Source organism: Streptomyces fulvorobeus (assembly GCF_013167895.1).
GTDB classification, from domain to species: Bacteria; Actinomycetota; Actinomycetes; order Streptomycetales; family Streptomycetaceae; genus Streptomyces; species Streptomyces fulvorobeus.
In genome coordinates, this window is record NZ_BLWC01000001.1 from 4,783,871 (window position 1) to 4,804,930 (window position 21,060).

Annotated in this window: 13 protein-coding genes and 2 pseudogenes; 10 read left to right on the forward strand and 5 right to left on the reverse strand. The window is 71.5% G+C overall.

Features of this window, described 5'->3' with window-relative positions:
* Positions 1–54 precede the first annotated feature (54 nt).
* The 3 genes from Sfulv_RS21585 to eccE form a co-directional block, all read right to left on the reverse strand.
* Positions 55–2,961 carry an SCO5717 family growth-regulating ATPase gene (locus Sfulv_RS21585; RefSeq protein WP_443098573.1) on the reverse strand — a complete coding sequence of 969 codons (2,907 nt, stop codon included), beginning with the start codon at positions 2,959–2,961 and terminating at the stop codon, positions 55–57.
* 317 nt (positions 2,962–3,278) lie between these two features.
* Positions 3,279–4,001 carry a hypothetical protein gene (locus Sfulv_RS21590; RefSeq protein WP_173316207.1) on the reverse strand — a complete coding sequence of 241 codons (723 nt, stop codon included), beginning with the start codon at positions 3,999–4,001 and terminating at the stop codon, positions 3,279–3,281.
* A complete protein-coding gene (eccE, locus tag Sfulv_RS21595) occupies positions 4,001–5,353 on the reverse strand; it encodes a type VII secretion protein EccE (RefSeq protein ID WP_246353183.1) in 1,353 nt (450 codons plus the stop codon). Before eccE ends, Sfulv_RS21590 begins: the two co-directional genes overlap by 1 nt.
* A 223-nt stretch (positions 5,354–5,576) precedes the next feature.
* On the opposite strand from eccE, the pseudogene eccB reads away from it, so the two are divergent.
* From eccB to Sfulv_RS21615, 4 genes and pseudogenes are all read left to right on the forward strand, one after another.
* Positions 5,577–7,123 (forward strand): annotated as a pseudogene (gene eccB / locus Sfulv_RS21600) (type VII secretion protein EccB).
* 43 nt (positions 7,124–7,166) lie between these two features.
* Positions 7,167–8,411 carry a type VII secretion-associated serine protease mycosin gene (mycP, locus tag Sfulv_RS21605; RefSeq protein WP_173316208.1) on the forward strand — a complete coding sequence of 415 codons (1,245 nt, stop codon included), beginning with the start codon at positions 7,167–7,169 and terminating at the stop codon, positions 8,409–8,411.
* Between the two features lie 244 nt (positions 8,412–8,655).
* Positions 8,656–9,006 (forward strand): hypothetical protein, encoded by a 351-nt coding sequence (locus Sfulv_RS21610; protein ID WP_173316209.1) that lies wholly within the window; start codon positions 8,656–8,658, stop codon positions 9,004–9,006.
* 51 nt (positions 9,007–9,057) lie between these two features.
* Positions 9,058–9,363 (forward strand): WXG100 family type VII secretion target, encoded by a 306-nt coding sequence (locus Sfulv_RS21615; protein ID WP_173316210.1) that lies wholly within the window; start codon positions 9,058–9,060, stop codon positions 9,361–9,363.
* Positions 9,364–9,442: 79 nt separating this feature from the next.
* On the opposite strand, the gene Sfulv_RS21620 is transcribed toward Sfulv_RS21615, so the two are convergent.
* Together Sfulv_RS21620 and eccCa are read right to left on the reverse strand one after the other, a co-directional pair.
* The gene (locus Sfulv_RS21620; protein ID WP_173316211.1) at positions 9,443–9,676 is read right to left on the reverse strand and encodes a DUF397 domain-containing protein; all 234 of its coding nucleotides are present in this window, start codon (positions 9,674–9,676) and stop codon (positions 9,443–9,445) included.
* A gap of 116 nt (positions 9,677–9,792) precedes the next feature.
* A pseudogene (eccCa, locus tag Sfulv_RS21625) lies at positions 9,793–13,754 on the reverse strand (type VII secretion protein EccCa).
* Positions 13,755–13,938: 184 nt separating this feature from the next.
* Between eccCa and eccD the strand changes: the two are divergent.
* The 6 genes from eccD (at position 13,939) to Sfulv_RS21655 (ending at position 21,007) form a co-directional block, all read left to right on the forward strand.
* Positions 13,939–15,420: a type VII secretion integral membrane protein EccD gene (gene eccD / locus Sfulv_RS21630; protein WP_173316212.1), complete on the forward strand. Its 1,482-nt coding sequence runs from the start codon at positions 13,939–13,941 to the stop codon at positions 15,418–15,420.
* A gap of 177 nt (positions 15,421–15,597) precedes the next feature.
* Positions 15,598–15,888 carry a 30S ribosomal protein S15 gene (rpsO, locus tag Sfulv_RS21635; protein WP_173316213.1) on the forward strand — a complete coding sequence of 97 codons (291 nt, stop codon included), beginning with the start codon at positions 15,598–15,600 and terminating at the stop codon, positions 15,886–15,888.
* A 271-nt stretch (positions 15,889–16,159) separates the two neighbouring features.
* A complete protein-coding gene (locus tag Sfulv_RS21640; protein ID WP_173318094.1) occupies positions 16,160–18,373 on the forward strand; it encodes a polyribonucleotide nucleotidyltransferase in 2,214 nt (737 codons plus the stop codon).
* Complete coding sequence (locus tag Sfulv_RS21645; RefSeq protein WP_173316214.1) at positions 18,370–19,761, forward strand: M16 family metallopeptidase; 1,392 nt, start codon at positions 18,370–18,372, stop codon at positions 19,759–19,761. Before Sfulv_RS21640 ends, Sfulv_RS21645 begins: the two co-directional genes overlap by 4 nt.
* 14 nt (positions 19,762–19,775) lie before the next feature.
* Positions 19,776–20,528, forward strand: a complete 753-nt coding sequence (gene dapB, locus Sfulv_RS21650) for a 4-hydroxy-tetrahydrodipicolinate reductase (protein ID WP_173316215.1) — start codon at positions 19,776–19,778, stop codon at positions 20,526–20,528.
* Between the two features lie 14 nt (positions 20,529–20,542).
* Positions 20,543–21,007 carry a tetratricopeptide repeat protein gene (locus Sfulv_RS21655; protein WP_173316216.1) on the forward strand — a complete coding sequence of 155 codons (465 nt, stop codon included), beginning with the start codon at positions 20,543–20,545 and terminating at the stop codon, positions 21,005–21,007.
* Positions 21,008–21,060 lie beyond the last annotated feature (53 nt).

Below are 21,060 nucleotides of genomic sequence, written 5' to 3' on the forward strand. Positions count from 1 at the left end.
TGCGGGAATGCAAGAAGGGCCCGCATCGGGTGACCGATGCGAGCCCTCATTGGTTTAGACCTGTTGGGCCCTACTGCTGAGCGGCTGGTGGGGACTGAGGCGGCTGCTGCTGCCACCCCGCGGGCGGTACGGGGCCCTGACGTTCCGGCTCCCCGGGCCGGCCGTCCTGCTGCTGGTGCGCGGGCTGAGCACCGGCCTGGCCGGCCACCGGCCGGTCCTGCGGGGGCGGTGACTGCTGCCAGCCGTTGTGCTGCGCGCCGGGACCGGGCTGGGGCGGATACGGCTGGTGGGGAGGCTGCTGTCCCCGTACGGCTGCTGCGGATACGCCTGCCGGGGGTGGGGCGGCTGCGGCTGCGCGTAGGGCTGGTAGGGCTGCGGCTGCCCCGGCTGCTGCTGCGGTACGTAGGGCTGGTGCTGACCTGGCCCCTGCTGACCGGGCATCTGCTGACCTGGCGTCTGGTGCCCGGGCATCGGCGGGGCGTACTGCGGCGGCTGACTGCTGCCGTCCGCGGTCCACAGGCCCTGCTGCTGCTGGGCGCGGGTGAAGTCCTCGGCGACCAGGGCCGAGAGGCTGAAGTACGCCTCCCGGGTCTTCGGCCGCATCATGTCGAGGTCGACCTCGGCGCCCGCCGAGAGGTGCTCGTCGAACGGCACCACGACGACGCCGCGGCAGCGCGTCTCGAAGTGCTGCACGATGTCGTCGACCTTGATCATCTTGCCGGTCTCGCGGACGCCGGAGATGACCGTGACGGAACGCTGCACGAGGTCCGCGTAGCCGTGCGCCGACAGCCAGTCCAGCGTGGTCGACGCGCTCGACGCACCGTCCACGGACGGCGTCGAGACGATGATCAGCTGGTCCGCGAGGTCGAGCACTCCGCGCATCGCGCTGTACAGCAGACCCGTGCCCGAGTCGGTCAGGATGATCGGGTACTGCTTGCCCAGCACGTCGATCGCGCGCCGGTAGTCCTCGTCGTTGAAGGCCGTGGAGACCGCCGGGTCCACGTCGTTGGCGATGATCTCCAGACCGGAGGGCGCCTGCGAGGTGAAGCGGCGGATGTCCATGTACGAGTTGAGGTACGGGATCGCCTGGACCAGGTCGCGGATCGTGGCCCCGGTCTCGCGGCGCACCCGGCGGCCGAGCGTACCGGCGTCGGGGTTGGCGTCGATGGCGAGGATCTTGTCCTGCCGCTCGGTCGCCAGCGTCGAGCCGAGCGCGGTCGTCGTCGTGGTCTTGCCGACGCCGCCCTTCAGGCTGATGACCGCGATCCGGTAGCAGGACAGCACCGGCGTACGGATCAGCTCCAGCTTGCGCTGCCGCTCGGCCTCCTCCTTCTTGCCGCCCAGCTTGAAACGGGCGGCGGCGGAGGGGTTGCGGCTGCTCCTGGCCTTCTGCTTGCCGCGGACCAGGCGGTCCGACGACAGTTCGACGGCAGCCGTGTACCCGAGCGGGGCACCCGGAACGGACCGCTCGCGCTGGTCATGGGTGACCGAGGTCGGCCAGGCGTCTCCGGTGCGCGGGTCCACCGGGGGTCCCTGCGGCGTTCCGTACGGCGCCTGCGGCTGAGGGTGCGGCTGGTACTGAGGGGGCTGCTGGTGGCCCGGCTGCTGGTGGCCCGGGGCGACGGGGGCGGGCAGGTTGGGCGTCCCTTGAACCGGCTGCACCGGCTGCACCGGCTGCACCGGCTGCACCGGCTGCACCGGCTGCACCGGCTGCACCGGCTGCACCGGCTGCACCGGCTGCACCGGCTGCACCGGCTGCACCGGGGGCAGCGGGTTGTGGGGCGGCAGCGGTGCGCTCTGCGCGGGAACGTACGGCTGCTGGGGGGCGGCGGGCGGCTGGGGAAATCCGTAACCACCCTGGTGGGGCTGGTGCTGGGGCGGCTGCGATTGCTGGGACTGCTGGGGGAATCCATAACCGCCCTGGTGCGCCGGGAGGCTGGGCTGCGCGGGCGGAACGGGTCCCTGCGGCGGCTGCGGTGCCTGTGCCGGGTGCGGGAAGCCGACCCCGCCGGGTGCCTGGGGGCCCGGCGCCGGGGCGGGCCACTGCGGCGCGGCCTGTGGCGCCGATGGCTGCGGGGCCGCGGGCTGGAAGGCGGGCGGCAGTGGCGGCAGAGGCCCCTGCGGCGGCGGCGCGGAGGACCAGGGCGCCGGAGCCTGGGCCGGCTCCGCGTCCGGGGGCGTGAGGGCGGGCGGTACGTCCGGGGGTACGTCGGCTGCCGCGTCCGCGGCAGCCGGGAGGGGCTCCTGCGCAGGGGCGTCCGCAGTACCCGGTCCGTCCGGGGAGCCGGACTCCGGCGCGTCGGCGGTCTCGTCCGCCACCGGGGCGCCCGCGAGGGCCGGCCGTTCCCGGCCTTCCCCGGAACCCTCCCCGCCATCCGTCTCCGGAGCCGCCTCGGGGCCCGTCTCCGGGCTCGGACCGGGCGCCGGCTCGGCCCGGGAGATCGCGGCCTCGGCACCGGCCGCCGCCTCCCGTTCCTCGATCTCCCGCTTCAGGGCCGCGGGGGAGAACCGCATGGTCGCGCCGCTCTCCACGTCGTTTCCGCCGAACGGCTCGGGAGCGGCACCGGAACCGGCGGACGGCGCCGAAGAGGCGGATGGTGCGGACGACCCCGGCGCAGCGGTGGACTCGGGCGAAGCCGACGACGTACCATCCGCGGCACCGGCCCCGGACTGCGTACCGGACGCCGCAGCCGCCGGCCGCGGGGGCGACGGCGCCCAGTCGGGTTCGTAACCGCTCCCCGCCGGAAGTCCCGGCACCGGGACCGGTGCCCCGTTGGGCGGAGGCGGAGCCAGCTGCGACCCGGCGCCGCCCGACGAGTCACCCGAGGCGTTCTGGGTGTACCAGGCGGGAGGGGTGTAGTCGATGGTGAACTCACCCGTCATCTCGGCGGAATCCGCGTCGGACGACTCGTCGGCGGGCGTGTTCCAACCCCCACGGTTCTCGTCCCGATCGCCGTTCACGTTGCCTCCTGATGTGGTCGAGCACCCTTGTGCCGTGGTGGGTGGGGGCGACCGTTCCCGTCGACCGATCCGCCCGGCTCTCCCCCTGCGACGCGCATGACCTGTCCACAGGTTTCATCGGACGCGCCCTCACCCACCCTAATCGCCATCGGGCCCCCTACGGCAGGCCGTACCGGATCGCAAGAGGCGCCCCGGCCGGTCACCCACCGCCCCAAGTGCGCCCCGCCCGCCCGAGCATGAGGACATAAGCGGCTGAAAGCGCACATCTCCGTACGGAACACGGGGTTTCCCGTACGCAGAGGGCCGCCCAGGACCGCTCAGTCCATCCGGCGGGCGCTGCCCAGCAATCCGGTCTCGGAATCGGTCGCCTGAGTCATCACGAACTGCCGGTCACGGTCCGCGCACCACAGGGTGACGCCGTCGGCCAGAGTGGACAGCGCCTGCGACTCGGCGGGCGACAGCCGCAGGATGCGCCCTATCTGCGCCGCCTCGTCCGGCGAGACCCGCTGGACACCCACGAGCGCCGACTTCTCCATCAGGCGCGGTGCCACCGGGCTGAGATACGGCAGCAGCGTCACCACCGACTGCCAGGGGCCCGCCACCACACGTCCGCGCGGTGGCCGCATCCCGCAGTCCCGCACCACGACGACCGGCGAGCCGGCCGAGGCGCCCTGCGGCGGCACCCGTCCCACCTCGTGCAGCGAGACGCACGGCTGCCCGCCGCCCGCCGCCTGGGCCAGCCCCGTCCAGGCGGCTGCCCGGCCGGTCTCCACGGCGATGCGGGCGCCCGTGGCCGCGGCGCGCAGCGCCAGCACCTGCGCGGTCCAGAGCCCGCCGACCAAGGTGACCTCGTACGGAGTGGGCCGGTTGATACCCAGCACCGCGGGGCGGCCGTCGGCGTCCACACCGATCACCGTGCCGTCGTCGCCGACCGGCAGGGCCAGTGACGCCAGCTCGTCGAAGGAGACCCCGTGCCGGCTGCGGCGCGGCCCGATCAGGCCGAAGCCCAGCCGGGCCCGGGTGCTCGGCGGTGTGGACATCAGCGGGTACCCCCGAGCGGCAGCGTGGCGAGCACACCGGGGAGCTGCTCGCGGTCCAGCCGCACCAGCGACGTCTTCACGCCGCGCGCGGTGCGCTCCAACTCATGTCGCGCGGCGACCAGTTCCTCGTCGCTGCGCCCGGTGATGCGGATGTGCCCGGTGACCGAGACCTCCGAGCGGTCCCCGTGCCCGAGCGTCAGGCTGAACGTCGTGGCCAGCGCCGGGACCGAGGTGAGCAGCGCGACCAGCTGCGGCATCGAGGCACCGCCGCTGCCCAGCTGCGGCCAGCGGCCGACCCAGTACGTCGTGTGGCGCCGGTCGTCACAGCGCCAGGTGCGCGAGGTCTCCTCGGTGCGGCGGCCCGGCGTCTCCGAGCGGCTGGCCTGCGCCATCGCCAGCGGGCTGACGCACGAGGACGTGGCGATCGCGGAGGTCAGCTCCTGCTCGGTCAGCACCGTGGCGCGGAACCCGGCCCCGGTCAGCCGGCTGGCCAGCTGGTCGGCGGCCCGCACCGCGCACTTCTGCGCCCCGGGGAGGCCACCGCCGCGCGCCCGCACCGCTTCCGGGCAGAGCTCCGGGTCCAGCTTGAGCGCGATCCAGGTGATCCGCAGCGCGGGCGAACCCGTCTGGGCCTGCAAGGGCGCGTAGTTCCGTGCGGCGACCGACTGCGGGGGCAGGTGCGGCGCCGGCGCCGGCTGGGTGTGCTGCACGATCTGAGCCGATTCCAGGCGGATGCCGTCCACGTCGAGCGCATCGCGTACGAGGGTCAGGGGCAGAGGCATCGCCGAGCGGTCCGGCCGCAGGGCCGTGGAGTCCGACTCGACCTGGACGACGGCCGTGAGGAACGTACCGTCGCCGATCATGCCGACGGGGCGCCGGTCACGGTCGCTGAAGGAGTACGTGCGCAGGGCCGGTTCGCACTCGACGGCGGGCGCGAGGCCCGGTTCCGTACCGGCGGGCAGGACGAGGGAGGCGGCCCGGCGGCTCCGGGCGCGCAGGGCGAGGACGGTGCTCAGCCACTCGGGCAGCGACCGGCGGTGCCTGCGCACCACGGCGAGCAGGACCAGGACCGCGGCGGCCGCTCCGGCCGGGACGAGCAGGAGTGGTCCGACGACCCAGGCCACCACCAGCAGCGCGGCCGCGATCTCGATCAGCACGAGTTGTTGCAGTCGGAACGAACCGAACTGACCGCCCCGTCCGCCCAGTCGCGGAGAAGCCGCTTGACCGCGACCCGGAGCCCCCGGGGAGGAAGTGCGCGGACCGCGGCGGAAGGCCCGTGGGCCGCCGGACCCCGGTGCTCCGGGCGCCCGGTTGTTCCCCGCCGGACGCGTCCGCGTTGCGGAAGCCATCATTCCGGCATTCCCCCGTTCATAAGGCCCGACTCCACCCGAACGCCCCCGTCGCGCCGGGGCTTGGGCGGCTGGATCACCCTACCCGGCCCACCGGCACACCCGGTCAGCAGGCATAGTAGGGGGCCGGTCCGGCACCAGGGTCCGGCATCCGGGGTCCGGCACAGGGGGCGGGGAGGCGTCCGCTCCTGGGCCGCGCGGGGAGACACGGGAGACAGACAGACTCATGGCATCACGGCGGGACGAGCTCAACGCGTACACCTTTGCGAAGAAGCGCATGGTGGCGGCCTTCCTCCAGCCGTCCCCCACCGGCACCGAGGAGGGAGCACCCCGCCCCCTGCGGGCCGTCGTCCCGAGCCTGATCGTCGGCGCGCTGATCCTCGCGGGGTTCGGCGCCTGGGGCATGTTCAAACCGACCGCCCCCAAGGGGTGGGACAAGCCCGGCACGAAGGTGATCGTCGGCAAGAAGTCCACCACCCGTTACGTGGTGCTCAGCACCGGCAAGGGCGAGGACAGGAAGACGCTGCTCCACCCCGTACTGAACCTCGCGTCGGCCAGACTGCTGCTGACTCCGCAGCAGTTCGGCGTGGTCCAGGTCGGTGACGACGTCCTGGACGCGGGCAAGCCCCCGCGCGGACCGATCCTCGGCATCCCGTACGCCCCCGACCGGCTCCCCGAGGAGACGGACGCGGGCATCCCCAAGCGGTGGGCGGTCTGCGTACAGCCCGGCGGCAAGGGCAACACCGTGCAGAAGGCGGCGTTCGTCCTCGCCGAGCGGGACCGGAAGCTCACCGAGGGCAGGAAGCAGCTCAGGGGCGGCCAGGTGCTCTACGTACAGGGGCAGGACAGGACCCGCTACCTCGTCGACCCGAGCGGCACCAGGTACCGCGTCGACGAGAGCACCACCGACAACGGCCACCTGACCAACGCCCTGGTCGGCAGCGGCCTCCCGCAGCCCGTCACCGACGACTGGCTCGCCACCCTGCACGACGGCAGCCCGGTCGTCTTCCCGCGGATCCCCGGCACGGTCGGCGCGCCCGCGCACATCAAGGGCCAGCTCTCCACCGAGGAGAACAGGGTCGGCATGGTGCTCAGGACCAGGACCGGCAACGGCACCCAGCACTACGTGGTGCTGGAGGGCAAGGTCCAGCCGGTCTCCGAGTTCACCGCCTGGCTGCTCATCAACTCCCCGCAGACCGCCCCCCTGAACCTGGACAGCGAGGCACGCCCGGTCGGCCTCCAGGACTTCGTGCCGGACGGCGAGACCTTCGCGGGCCAGGGCGCCCGCTGGCCCGCCCACAAGGCCCAGCAGATCAACTCGCCGTCCGGCGGCGGCAGTCGGGACACCATCTGCAGCGTGCTGCGCAAGGTGGACGACAGGGGCCGTACGACGCTGAGCGTCTGGGCCGGCACGCAGTACCCCGCCACGATCACCGCGGGGGCACCAGCACCTACGTCACCCCCGGCAGCGGCCTCCTCTACACCCAGGTCCAGGGCCGCCAGACCAGCCCGGACGGTTCGCTCTTCCTGGTCACCGACACCGGGCTGCGGTACGCGGTCCAGGCGAACGGCGACAGCGACGCCCGGCGCTCCGACATCGGCACCGGCGACCAGCAGGGCGGGAGCGACGGCCGCCCCGAGCCCAGCCAGGCGCAGATCCGGCTCGGTTACGAGAAGACCGTCCCCGCCCTCGTACCGATCGCGTGGTCGGAGTTCCTGGCCAAGGGCCCCCGGCTCGACACCAACAGCGCCCGTCAGCCCCAGGGCTCGTAACCGCCTCGTCCGCAGTGGATCACGGACTCGGGGGAGAGGAAAGATGGTGTTGTACCGCAAGACCGCGCTGCTGACGGCGGCCACCGCCGCACTGGCCGCGCTCGCCGCGCCACAGGCCGCGTACGCGCACACGGGAACCGGGGCACCGGGCGGCCTCGGCCTCGACGGCAGCGGCGAATGCACCTTCCCGATGAAGAAGCAGTTCGAGGGAAGGCCCTGGCCGCTCCAGCGCGTCCTGCTCGACCAGCTCTGGCAGGACTCCCGAGGCAGGGGCGTGCGCGTCGCGGTCATCGACACCGGGGTGGACGACGCCAACCCGCAGCTGAGACCAGCCGTCGACACCTCCGCCGGCCGTGATCTCCTCACCGGCAAGGGCGACGGCACCGCCGACGAGGTCGGCCACGGCACCAAGGTCGCCGGCATCATCGCCGCCCGCCCCCGCAAGGGCACCGGCTTCGTGGGACTGGCCCCCGAGGCCACGATCATCCCGATCCGGCAGAACGACGAGAAGAACAGCGGCAAGGACACCACGATGGCCACCGCGATCGACCACGCGATCGCCGAGGGCGCCGACGTCATCAACATCTCGCAGGACACCACCAAGCCGCTCGCCGCCACCTCCGCCCTGGGCCGGGCCGTGGCCAGGGCGCTCGCCAGGGACATCGTCGTCGTCGCCTCCGCGGGCAACGACGGCATGGACGGCAGACGCAGGACGACCTTCCCGGCGGCCTTCGACGGCGTGCTCGCCGTCGCCGCCTCCGACCGCAACAACGAACGCGCGGCGTTCTCGCAGGCCGGAACGTTCGTCGGCGTCGCCGCCCCCGGCGTCGACATCATCTCCACGGTCCCCGGCAACGGCCAGTGCGCCGACAACGGCACCAGCTTCTCCGCGCCGTACGTCGCCGGGGTCGCCGCCCTCCTCAAGGCCAAGTACCCCACTTGGACGGCCGCGCAGATCGTCGCCCGCATCGAGCAGACCGCCGTTCGCTCCATCACCGGCCACGACGACTTCGTCGGCTGGGGAGTCGTCGACCCGGTCCGCGCCCTGGCGGGCGACAAGGACGACGTACCCCTGGACGCGGCCCGCCCCGACGCCCCGCCGCCCAGGGCGCAGGCCCCCGAGCCCGCCCACCTGGCGATGTCCGAGACCTCGCAGGAGCGCAGCGAACGCTACGCCACCTACGCGCTGGCCCTGGCGGCCGTTCTGGTCTCCGTCGTGGCCGGTACGGCGACCGTCGTCCGCGACGTCCGCCGGCGACGCGGTTTGCGGGAGAGCGCCGGCCGGTGACGTGCCTCTCTCCCCGGAAACCCCAGTTGGGGCGAGATGACGAAGTGACTAGGGTGGTATCGGACTTCACGTGTGTGACGGGGGAACGAGAAGTGGTCGAGTCCGACGCCGGCGGAAGGGAACGCCGCCGTGCGCTCCGGGTGCCCCGCGCCCACCCCACTCCGTCTACGGAGCACACGGGGGCAGTAGGAAGCCTGACCGCGACCGGCGGACAGGCCCGGGAACTGAGAGATAGGACCTCCGGATGACCAACCCCGCAGGTGGTTTCGGACTTGCCGACGATCCGATCGTCCAGGCGAAGAACAAGATCATCGACACCGCCGAGGCGGTGTCCAAGCAGGCCAGGGAGCTGGCCGACATCCTCGCGACGGTGAGCGCGGGCTGGACCGGTGTGGGCGCCTCGGGATTCTCGTCGGCCCAGCTCGTGATCAACGAGGACCACGACGAGATCCGCCGGCTGCTCAACGTGCTCCTCAACGCCGTGAGCCAGACCAAGAACCTCAGCAACGCCAACGACGACGAGGTCCGCGCGGCCTTCAACGCCGTGAAGGCGCCGGCGTCCACGGGCAACACGTCCGGACTGAACGCCGTCTGAGCCGCGCCGCGGCACCTTGCACGTACACGCTTCGCACAGAGGAGAAGACTGATGGCCGGGGATCCGAACACCAAGGTCCGGTACGAGAGCGTCCAGGAGATGGCGAACCGCATCCGTGTGGTGTCGCGCAACATCATCAAGGACCTCGCCGAGATGGACGCCGCCCTCAAGGTCGTCACCGACACCTGGGACGGTGACGCCCACGCCGAGTACGTCACACTCCAGGGCAAGTACAAGGGCAAGGCCGACCACATGAAGGACCGGCTGGAGCAGGTCGCGAAGATCATCGAGACCGGCAAGGACAGCTACCGCTCCACGGACGTCAAGGCGTCCCGCCTGTTCACCGAGTCGTACTGACCCACCCGTCGTACGCATGCGAGGAGGGGCACGCCCGGCCGGGCGTGCCCCTCCTCGCCGTCGCCTCCCGGCGGCCGTGCTACTTCAGGTCGAACTCGCCGTCCCGCGCGCCCAGTACGAAGGCACGCCACTCGGCCTCGGTGTACCGCAGCACGGTCCCGGGGTCCAGCGAGGACCGCATCGCCACGGCCCCGCCCGGCAGATGAGCGATCTCCACGCGCTCCTCGGCCTCCTCCGTGCCGGGGGCACCCAGCCACTCCACCCCCGAGATGTCGAGTGCGTACAGCTCGTCCTTCTCCTGCTGACTGCCCATCGGACGCCTTCCTCTCCCGCGATCCCTGTACATGATCCGCACCCCGATTATCCCGCCCCGGACCCCGCCTTGTCCTCAACCACCGGACGGGCTTGACTTCCGGGCCTGGCGTCAGTTCAGCGCTGCTCGGGCAGCCGCCCGATCTGCACCAGCGGGGCCCCGCGCCTGCGCGAGGCGAAGTAGCCACGCCCCGGCGGCATCGCGTGACCGCGTACCGAACCGATCAGGTCACCCTCGGACGGATCACCCGAGAGCACGACCCCCTGTGCGCCCAGCTCCTTGATGCGCTGCATGAACCCCTCGTACATCGACCTCGACGCCCCCGCGGAGTTGCGCGCGATGATGAAGCGGACGCCGGTGTCCCGGGCGAAGGGCAGGTACTCCGCCAGCGGAGCCAGCGGGTTGCCCGCGTTCGTCGCCACCAGGTCGTAGTCGTCGACGATGATGAAGATCTGCGGACCGCTCCACCAGCTGCGGTCCCGCAACTGCCGCGGTGTCACGTCCGTCGGCGGCTGGCGCCGGGAGAACACCCCCGCCAGCGCCTCCATGTGCATCTGCATGGAGCTCGCCATCGGCGCGTACTCCAGCAGGTGGGACTCCGGCAGCGCGCCCAGCAGGGCCCGCCGGTAGTCGCCGACGACGAGCTTGGCCTCGTCGGGGAGTAGCGCTCCGCGATCTGCTTGGCGATCAGCCGCAGCAGGTTCGTCTTGCCGGACTCGCTCTCCCCGAAGACCAGGAAGAACGGGTCCGTCTCGAAGTCGACGAACACCGGCTCCAGCGAGGTCTCGTCGATACCGATGGCGACACCGCGCTCCGGGAACTCGAAGCCCTTGGGCAACTGGTCCGCGGGCAGCTTGCGCGGCAGCAGCCGCACGGCGGGCGCCGAGGGCCCCGGCCAGTTCGCCCGTACGGCGGCGACGAACGCGGCCGTCCCCTCGGAGAGGTCCGCGCCGCTGCTGACCGAGTCGATACGCGGCAGGGCACCCATGAAGTGCAGCTTCTCCGGCACCTGCCCGCGGCCCGGCACACCCGGCGGTACGTTCACCGCGACCTTGCGGTCGAACTCCGAGTCCATGACGTCGCCGAGCCGCAGTTCGAGCCGGCTGAGGATCTGGTCCTTCAGCGCCGCCCGGACCTCCATGTAACGGGCCGCGGTGAGGATTACGTGGATGCCGTAACCGAGACCGCGCGAGGCGATGTCCGTGACGGTCTGCTCCAGCATCTCGTACTCGGCGCGGAAGCCGCCCCAGCCGTCGATGACCAGGAACACGTCGCCCCACGCCTCACCCGGCAGCTCGCCCCGGGCCCGCTTGCGCCGGTAGGTGGCGATGGAGTCGATGGAGTGCGCCCGGAAGAACTCCTCGCGCCGGCTGAGCACCCCGGCCACCTCGGCGACCGTACGGCGCACCCGCTCCGGGTCGAGCCGCGAGGCCATCCCGCCGACGTGCGGCAGCTCCGCGAGCGAGACCAGCCCGCCACCGCCGAAGTCCAGCCCGTAGAACTGCACCTCGTGCGGGGTGTGCGTGAGCGCGAACGACGAGATCAGCGCGCGCACCATCGTGGACTTGCCCGACTGCGGACCGCCGACCACCATCATGTGGCCCGCCGCCCCCGAGAAGTCCCGGTACAGCACCTCGCGCCGCTGCTCGAAGGGCTTGTCGATCAGGCCGAGCGGGACCGCGAGCCCGCCGGGGCGGGAGTACTCGGTCGCCGAGTACCCGCGGTCCGCGGTCGGCGCGAGCCCGGGCAGCAACTGGTCCAGCGTCGGGGCCCGGTCCAGCGGCGGCAGCCACACCTGGTGGGCCGGCACCCCCTGTCCCTCCAGGCGCCGCACGATCACGTCGAGCACCGTCTCCGCGAGCGCGTCCTCGTCCGCGCCCGGCCGGGAGGCCGCGGCCGACCGCGCCGGGTCCGCAGCCGCGTACACCACCGGCACCGGCGTGGCACTGAACACCGCGGGCCGCCGCTCGACCGGGAGCTGTCCCACCGGGAGACCGGGGCCGCCCGTGCGGTACGCCCCCGACACGTACGCCGCCTTGAAGCGGGTCATCTCGTCCGTACCGAACTTCAGGTAGCCGGAACCGGGCACGGACGGCAGGTGGTAGGCGTCCGGCACACCCAGCGCGGTCCGCGACTCGGCAGCCGAGAAGGTCCGCAGACCGATGCGGTACGAGAGGTAGGTGTCCAGACCGCGCAGCTTGCCCTCCTCCAGACGTTGCGAGGCGAGCAGCAGGTGCACACCCAGGGAGCGGCCGATACGGCCGATCTGGATGAACATGTCGATGAAGTCGGGCTTGGCGGTGAGGAGTTCGGAGAACTCGTCGATGACGAGGACCAGCGAGGCAAGCGGTTCGAGCGCGGCGCCCGCGGCCCGCGCCTTCTCGTAGTCGTGGATGTTGGCGTAGTTGCCGGCCGAGCGCAGCAGCTCCTGCCGCCGCTGGAGCTCACCGCGGATCGCGTCCCCCATGCGGTCCACCAGCGTCAGGTCGTCCGACAGGTTGGTGATGACCGCGGCCACGTGCGGCATGTGCGACATGCCGGCGAACGTCGCGCCGCCCTTGAAGTCGGCGAGTACGAAGTTGAGCGTCTCCGATGAGTGCGTGACCGCGAGACCCAGCACGAGCGTCCGCAGCAGCTCCGACTTCCCGGAACCCGTCGCACCGACACACAGCCCGTGCGGACCCATGCCCTCCTGTGCGGCCTCCTTGAGGTCCAGCATCACGGGCTGGCCGTCCTCGCCGACGCCGATCGGCACCCGCAGCCGCTCCGAGACCGACCGGGGCCGCCAGGTCCGCGCCACATCGACCGAGGCCGCGTCGCCCAGGTTCAGCAGGTCCGTGAAGTCCAGGTTGGCCAGCAGCGGTTCGTCGTCGTCGCCCCCGCCCGTCATCAGCGGCGCGAGCTGCCGGGCCAGCGCCTCGGCGGCCGGCAGCGAGATCCCGTCCGGCACACCCTCGTACGCGAGTCCGGCACCGGACTCCAGCCGCAGCAGACCCGGCCGCACCACCACGGAGAGACCACCGCGCGGCTCGTCCAGCTCACCGGAGACCACCTCGACGATCGTCACGCCCTGAAGGCCCTCGGCCGCCGCGAACAGCGAGTCCGGCGGCACCATCCCCCCGTCCAGGACCACCACGATGTGCGGCTGGTCCAGTACCGGCCGGCTCTCCCGGCCGAAGCGCGGCCGCCCTTCGAGGCGGTTCGCGAGCAACTGCTCCAGCTCACCGAGGTCGTCGCCGAACAGCCGCCTGGTACCGGCGCCGTCGACCTGCCCGGGCACCTGCGTGTGCGGCAGCCACTTCGTCCAGTCCCAGCGCGCCACGGCCCCCGGAGCCGCCACCACGGCGACCAGCAGATCCTCGGGGGAGTGCAGCGTCACCAGCTGCGACACCAGCGCCCGCGCCGCGGACTGCGCCGAATCCGGCTGCCCGGACACCGTCACGTGGTAGAAGGCCCGCATCGAGACGGCCATCGGCAGTCCGTCCAGCGAACTGTGCACCGCGAGGAACCGCTGCATCGCGCCCGCGCACATCGGCTCCAGCTCGTCCACCGGAGCGGTCTCGGGCGCGATCAGCGGGGTCGCGAGCTGCTGCGCGCCGAGCCCGACCCGTACATGGGCGAAGTCCTTGTCGCCCACACGCCGTTCCCAGATCCGGCTGCCCTCCGCGACCACCGACCACAGCTGCTCCGGCGCGGGGTGCAGATACAACTGCACGTCCCGCTGGGACCGTGCCGTCCTGCGGACCGTACGCCGGGTCTGCGCCAGGTACTTGAGGTAGTCGCGCCGCACATCGGCCATTTGCCCCTGCGTACCGCGACGGTGGCGGACCAGCTGGGCGACCACCATGCCGACGGTCGAGACGAGCATCAGAACGCCCATGATCCGCATGAACGGCGGAGCCTGCGGCGAGAAGAAGAACACCACGGACGAACCCATGCCGAGCACCGGCAGGATCTGCATCAGCATGCCCTCCTGCTGCCCGCGCGGCAGTTCGGGAGGGGCCTCCAACGTCAACTCGTCCGCGGGCACTTCCGGCGGCAGGGACCGCGGAGGTCGTTTCACGACGATCTGGCTCACCGGAACATCAATCCCTCGATACGGACGGGCGAAAGGCCGGTCTGGTCCGCACCGACGCCCCCGTGGCTGCGTGTCCGCGGACTTCGCTCCGCGCGACCGCGATCCTACGTGCAGATCGCCGGAACCCCTCCCGGTAGGGTGGCGCGCGCACTGTGCGCAACCGCGAATCAGGGGGACCAGACACGTGAGTACGACCGCAGCGACGGGATTCTGCCGCGTCACTGTCGTGGCACCCGACAGCCGGATCGACGTGGCTCTCCCGGAGGACATCGCCGTCGCCGACGTCTACCCGGAGATCCTGCGCCTCACGGGCCAGACCCAGGCGGCCGGAACACCCACCGGCTACCACCTCGTACGCCGCGACGGAACCGTCCTGGACGGCGCCCGCACCCTGGCCGCGCAGCAGATCCTGGACGGCGAACTCCTCAGCCTGCGGCCCTTCGCCCAGTCGCTGCCGCCCGCCGTCTTCGACGACGTCTCGGACGCCGTCGCCTCGGCCGTCACCCGCGACCGCCATCTGTGGAGCGACGAGCTGCTGCGCGGCGCCGGGCTGCTCGGCGGCGTCCTGCTCCTCGTACTGCTGGGCTTCGTGCTCTGGTTCGCCGACCCCCTGCGCCACGACATGCACAGCCTGCCCGGCATCGTCGCCGGTTCCGCGGGCCTGCTGCTGACGGCCTTCGCCGGCGTACGGGCCCGGGTCTACGCGGACCGCGCCACCGCCGTCGCCCTGGGCCTCGGCGCCCTCCCGCTCGTACTCATCGCGGGCTCCGGCGTCATCGGCCCGGACGCCGGCCAGGGCCCGGGACGCCTGCAGTTCCTCCTCGGCTGCGTCGCCGTCCTGGTCGCTTCGGTCGTCCTGGTCGCACTCACCCCCAGCGGGGACGCGCCGTTCGTCGCGGCCACCTTCCTCGCCACCGTCGCCACCCTCGCCACCTTCGTCGCCATCCTCACCGAGGCGTCCGCGACGCAGACCGCGGCCGTCTGCGCCCCGCTCGCCCTCGGACTGGTCGCCTTCCTGCCCGGCCTCTCCGCCCGTTTCGCCCGGCTCCCCATCGGATACGCCTCCCCGCGAAGTGCGCACGACGGCTACGACGACGGCTTCACCGGCGCGGACGACGGCCCTGGGACCGAAGGCGAGCCCGTCGACGCCGGGCGCATCGCGGCCCAGGCCCGCCGGGGCCACGAGATGCTCCTCGGCCTGGTCGGAGGCTGCGCGGCCCTCGTAGTCGGTTCCGCCGCCGTGCTCGGCTTCTCCGACAACATCTGGGGGCAGATCCTCGCCCTCGCCTCCGGCCTCGCGATGCTGCTGCGCGCCCGCCTCTTCCGTTACACCTCGCAGGTGACGTGTGTCCTGGTCGCCGGCATCGGCGCGATCGCCCTCCTGGTGCTCGGCCTCTCCCTGAACCCTCCGGCCGACCTGCTGTACGAGCTCGCCCGGTACGACGACAGGGGCTCCCTCGACATCCGTACGATCTGGCTCTCCGCGGCGGTGGCCGCGGGCGCGGCCCTGCTCACCGCGATCGGCCTGATCATCCCGCGCAAGGGCCTCTCGCCCTTCTGGGGCCGCCTCCTCGACCTCACCGAGAGCGCCCTGCTCCTCTCCCTCGTACCGCTCTGCCTGGCCGTGCTCGACATCTACAGCAGGGCCCGCGCGATGACGAGCTAGGGGCGTCCGGAGCGGTGCGGAACGGCTGGTACTCTGGCTGGTGGCCGTTTGTGTACGCGTTCCCGGTTCGTTCTGGGGGCTGCGCTCATCGGACCTTCGCTCCCGAGTCGCACAAGCTCCCCTGAGAACGAGACCAGGGGCACTCGTGGGCGCATCGAACACCAAGAGGAGTACCGCGTGCCGCTTGACGCCGTTACGAAGAATCAGATCATGACCGAGTTCGCGCAGAAGGAGGGCGACACCGGTTCCCCCGAGGTTCAGGTCGCCATGCTCTCCCGCCGGATCTCGGACCTGACCGAGCACCTGAAGACGCACAAGCACGACCACCACTCGCGTCGCGGTCTGCTGATCCTGGTCGGCCAGCGTCGCCGCCTCCTTCAGTACCTCGCCAAGAAGGACATCCAGCGCTTCCGTGCGCTCGTCGACCGCCTCGGCATCCGCCGTGGTGCGGCCGGCGGCGCCAAGTAAGGACGCTGTGAGAGGGAGCGGTTCCCACTTCTAGGGAGCCGCTCCCTTTGCTGTACGTGCGGGACCGGGGTCAAGCTCAGTAACCTGGACGCACAACACCAGAACGAGGAGGAGCGCCCTCCCGCCTCCGCCGGTCCTCGGTAGTGGCCCCCGGGACAACGCCCGGGTGCTTCGATCGAAGACCGGCCCGCATGCAAGGAGCGCTTCTCCGTACCGTCCCTCCGCCACACGGGCGGAAGGACGAAAGACGACGAGTATGGAGAAATCACTAGTGGAGAACGAGACCCACTACGCCGAGGCCGTTATCGACAACGGAACTTTCGGCACCCGCACCATCCGCTTCGAGACGGGCCGCCTGGCCAAGCAGGCAGCCGGCTCCGCCGTGGCGTACCTGGACGACGACACCATGGTGCTGTCGGCCACCACCGCCTCCAAGAGGCCCAAGGACCAGCTCGACTTCTTCCCCCTCACGGTGGACGTCGAGGAGCGGCAGTACGCGGCCGGCAAGATCCCCGGCTCGTTCTTCCGCCGTGAGGGCCGGCCCTCCGAGGACGCGATCCTCACCTGCCGCCTGATCGACCGCCCGCTGCGCCCCTCCTTCAAGAAGGGCCTGCGCAACGAGATCCAGATCGTCGAGACGATCATGGCGCTCAACCCCGACCACCTGTACGACGTGGTCGCGATCAACGCCGCCTCCTGCTCCACGATGCTGGCGGGCCTGCCCTTCTCCGGCCCCATCGGCGCCACCCGCGTCGCCCTGATCAAGGGCCAGTGGGTCGCCTTCCCGACGCACACCGAGCTTGAGGACGCCGTCTTCGACATGGTCGTCGCGGGCCGCGTCCTGGAGGACGGCGACGTCGCGATCATGATGGTCGAGGCCGAGGCCACCGAGAAGACCATCCAGCTCGTCCAGGACGGCGCCGAGGCTCCCACCGAGGAGATCGTCGCCGCTGGTCTGGAAGCCTCGAAGCCCTTCATCAAGGGTCTCTGCAAGGCCCAGTCCGACCTCGCCGCCAAGGCTGCCAAGCCCACCGGCGAGTTCCCGGTCTTCCTGGACTACCAGGACGACGTCCTGGAGGCGCTCTCCGGCGCCGTCCGCACCGAGCTCGCCAAGGCGCTGACCATCGCCGGCAAGCAGGAGCGCGAGGCGGAGCTCGACCGCATCAAGGAGATCGCCGGCGAGAAGCTCCTCCCGGCCTTCGAGGGCCGCGAGAAGGAGATCTCCGGTGCCTACCGCGCGCTGACCAAGAAGCTGGTCCGCGAGCGCGTCATCAAGGACAAGGTCCGCATCGACGGCCGTGGCGTCACGGACATCCGTACGCTGGCCGCCGAGGTCGAGGCCATCCCGCGCGTGCACGGCTCGGCGCTGTTCGAGCGTGGCGAGACCCAGATCCTGGGCGTCACCACCCTCAACATGCTCCGTATGGAGCAGCAGCTGGACACCCTTTCCCCGGTGACCCGCAAGCGCTACATGCACAACTACAACTTCCCGCCGTACTCCGTCGGCGAGACCGGCCGCGTGGGCTCGCCCAAGCGCCGCGAGATCGGCCACGGAGCGCTCGCCGAGCGCGCCATCATGCCGGTGCTGCCGTCGCGCGAGGACTTCCCGTACGCGATCCGCCAGGTCTCCGAGGCGCTGGGCTCCAACGGCTCGACGTCCATGGGCTCGGTCTGCGCCTCCACCATGTCCCTGCTGAACGCCGGTGTGCCCCTCAAGGCCGCCGTCGCCGGTATCGCCATGGGCCTGATCTCCGAGGAGATCGACGGCAAGACGCACTACGTCGCCCTCACCGACATCCTCGGTGCGGAGGACGCCTTCGGCGACATGGACTTCAAGGTCGCCGGTACGAAGACCTTCGTCACCGCGCTCCAGCTCGACACCAAGCTCGACGGCATCCCCGCCTCGGTCCTGGCCGCCGCGCTGAAGCAGGCCCGTGACGCGCGTCTGCACATCCTGGACGTCATGAACGAGGCCATCGACGTCCCGGACGAGATGTCCCCGAACGCCCCGCGGATCATCACGGTCAAGATCCCGGTGGACAAGATCGGTGAGGTCATCGGCCCGAAGGGCAAGATGATCAACCAGATCCAGGAGGACACCGGCGCCGACATCACGATCGAGGACGACGGCACCATCTACATCGGTGCCCAGCAGGGCTCGCAGGCCGAGGCCGCGCGCGCCACGATCAACGCGATCGCCAACCCGACCATGCCGGAGGTCGGCGAGCGTTACCTGGGTACGGTCGTCAAGACCACCACCTTCGGTGCCTTCGTCTCCCTCATGCCCGGCAAGGACGGCCTGCTGCACATCTCGCAGATCCGCAAGCTCGCCGGTGGCAAGCGCGTGGAGAACGTCGAGGACGTGCTCGCGGTCGGCTCCAAGGTCCAGGTCGAGATCGCGGAGATCGACTCCCGCGGCAAGCTCTCCCTCATCCCCGTGGTCGAGGGCGAAGAGGCCGACGAGAAGGACGACACCGACAAGTGACGTCCCGTAGTTCCGTGACGACGGCCCGCACCTCCTCGGAGGCGCGGGCCGTCGCCCGTACCCAAACGCTTGTCAAGGGCGCAGACGGCGTCGGCACAGTCCGCCGTACGGTCCTCCCCGGCGGACTGCGGATCGTCACCGAGACCCTGCCCTCCGTACGCTCCGCCACCTTCGGCATCTGGGCCAACGTCGGATCGCGCGACGAGACGCCCGCGCTGAACGGCGCGACCCACTACCTCGAACACCTCCTCTTCAAGGGCACCGCCAAGCGCAGCGCCCTCGACATCTCGTCCGCGATCGACGCGGTCGGCGGCGAGATGAACGCCTTCACGGCGAAGGAGTACACCTGCTACTACGCGCGGGTCCTCGACACGGACCTGCCGCTGGCCATCGACGTGGTCTGCGACATGCTGACCGGCTCACTGGTCACCTCCGAGGACGTCGACGCCGAGCGCGGTGTCATCCTGGAGGAGATCGCGATGACGGAGGACGACCCGGGCGACTGCGTGCACGACCTGTTCGCGCACACGATGTTCGGTGACACCCCGCTCGGCCGCCCGGTCCTCGGCACCGTCGACACGGTCAACGCACTGAGCCGCGGCCAGATCGCCCGCTTCTACAAGAAGCACTACGACCCCACGCGCCTCGTCGTCGCCGCCGCGGGCAACGTCGACCACGCCACGGTCGTACGCCAGGTCCGCGAGGCGTTCGAGCGCGCCGGCGCCCTCTCCCGTACCGACGCCGTCCCGATGGCGCCGCGCGAGGGCTCCCGCACGCTGCGCACCGCCGGCCGGGTGGAACACCTGAACCGCAAGACGGAACAGGCCCACGTGGTCCTCGGCATGCCCGGCCTGGCCCGCACCGACGAACGCCGCTGGGCGCTGGGCGTCCTGAACACGGCGCTCGGCGGCGGCATGTCCTCCCGCCTCTTCCAGGAGGTACGGGAGAAGCGCGGCCTCGCCTACAGCGTGTACTCGTACACCTCGGGCTTCGCCGACTGCGGACTCTTCGGCGTCTACGCGGGCTGCCGGCCCAGCCAGGTCCACGACGTCCTGAAGATCTGCCGCGACGAGCTCGACCGCGTCGCGGCCGACGGGCTCCACGACGAGGAGGTCAGCCGCGCCATCGGCCAGCTCTCCGGTTCCACCGTCCTCGGCCTCGAGGACACCGGCGCCCTGATGAACCGCATCGGCAAGAGCGAGCTGTGCTGGGGCGAGCAGCTGTCGGTCGACGACATGCTGGGCCGGATCGCGGAGGTCACGCCGGACGACGTCCGCTCGGTGGCGGCCGAGATCCTGGGCCACCGCCCCTCGCTCTCCGTCATCGGCCCGCTCAAGGACAAGCAGGCCGGCCGCCTGCACGAAGCGGTCTCCTCACCCTCCTCGTAAAGAAGGCAGAGCACATGAGCAAGCTGCGCGTGGCCGTTCTCGGCGCCAAGGGACGGATCGGAGCCGAGGCGGTACGAGCCGTCGAGGCCGCCGACGACATGGAGCTGGTGGCCGCACTCGGCCGCGGCGACAGGCTGGAGACCCTCGTGGACTCCGGCGCCCAGGCGGTCGTCGAGCTCACCACCCCCGCGTCGGTGATGGGCAACCTCGACTTCTGCGTCCGGCACGGCATCCACGCGGTCGTCGGTACGACCGGCTGGACCGACGAACGGCTCGCGCGGCTCACCGCCTGGCTCGACGGCTCCCCGGAGACCGGGGTGCTCATCGCGCCGAACTTCTCCATCGGCGCTGTCCTGACGATGAGGTTCGCGGAGCAGGCGGCCCGCTACTTCGAATCCGTCGAGGTGGTGGAACTCCACCACCCCGGCAAGGCCGACGCGCCGTCCGGCACGGCCACCCGCACCGCCCAGCTCATCGCCGCGGCCCGCGCCCGGGCGGGCACGGCCCCGCAGCCGGACGCCACGGTGACCGCCCTGGACGGCGCCCGCGGGGCGGACGTCGACGGCATCCCCGTCCACTCTGTCCGCCTCCGTGGCCTGCTCGCGCACCAGGAGGTCCTGCTCGGAGCGGAGGGCGAGACCCTCACGATCCGCCACGACTCCCTCCACCACAGCAGCTTCATGCCGGGCATCCTGCTCGGCACGCGCCGCGTGGTGACCACTCCCGGCCTCACGTTCGGCCTGGAACACTTCCTCGACCTGAACTGACTGAGCCGACTCTCATGCGCGCAAAGATCACCTACGCCGTCACCGCTGCCGTCCTGGTCTTCTACTTCGTCCTGGTCGGCAGCCGTGGCGTCCTGCTCATACGGCACGGCACCCTGCTGACGGTCACCTTCGGTGTATCGGTCCTGGTCCTGCCAGTGATCGGCATCTGGTTCCTGTGGAAGAACACGCAGTTCGTCCGCCGGGCGAACGCGCTGGCCGCGGAACTGGAGGCCCAGGGCGGCCTTCCGGTCGACGAACTGCTCCGCACCCCCTCGGGCCGCATCGACCGGGACTCGGCAGACGCGGTCTTCACCCGACGCCGGGAGGAGACGGAAGACGCCCCTGACGACTGGCGCTGCTGGTTCCGCCTGGCCGTCGCCTACCAGGACGCCAGAGACACCCCCAGAGCCCGCAAGGCGATGCAACGGGCCATAGCCCTGCACCGGGCCGCGCCGAGATCCACCCCGTCCGGCGTCTGAGGGCGGTCCGTTCGAGCCCGTCGACGTCTGAGGGCGCCTTGCCCAACGGCGCC

Excerpts from the sequence above, each read along its gene's own strand:
- Sfulv_RS21590 (WP_173316207.1), bottom strand. The coding sequence starts at position 4,001 with ATGTCCACACCGCCGAGCACCCGGGCCCGGCTGGGCTTCGGCCTGATC.
- eccE (WP_246353183.1), bottom strand. The coding sequence starts at position 5,353 with ATGATGGCTTCCGCAACGCGGACGCGTCCGGCGGGGAACAACCGGGCG.
- mycP (WP_173316208.1), top strand. The coding sequence starts at position 7,167 with ATGGTGTTGTACCGCAAGACCGCGCTGCTGACGGCGGCCACCGCCGCA.
- Sfulv_RS21610 (WP_173316209.1), top strand. The coding sequence starts at position 8,656 with ATGACCAACCCCGCAGGTGGTTTCGGACTTGCCGACGATCCGATCGTC.
- Sfulv_RS21615 (WP_173316210.1), top strand. The coding sequence starts at position 9,058 with ATGGCCGGGGATCCGAACACCAAGGTCCGGTACGAGAGCGTCCAGGAG.
- Sfulv_RS21620 (WP_173316211.1), bottom strand. The coding sequence starts at position 9,676 with ATGGGCAGTCAGCAGGAGAAGGACGAGCTGTACGCACTCGACATCTCG.
- dapB (WP_173316215.1), top strand. The coding sequence starts at position 19,776 with ATGAGCAAGCTGCGCGTGGCCGTTCTCGGCGCCAAGGGACGGATCGGA.
- Sfulv_RS21655 (WP_173316216.1), top strand. The coding sequence starts at position 20,543 with ATGCGCGCAAAGATCACCTACGCCGTCACCGCTGCCGTCCTGGTCTTC.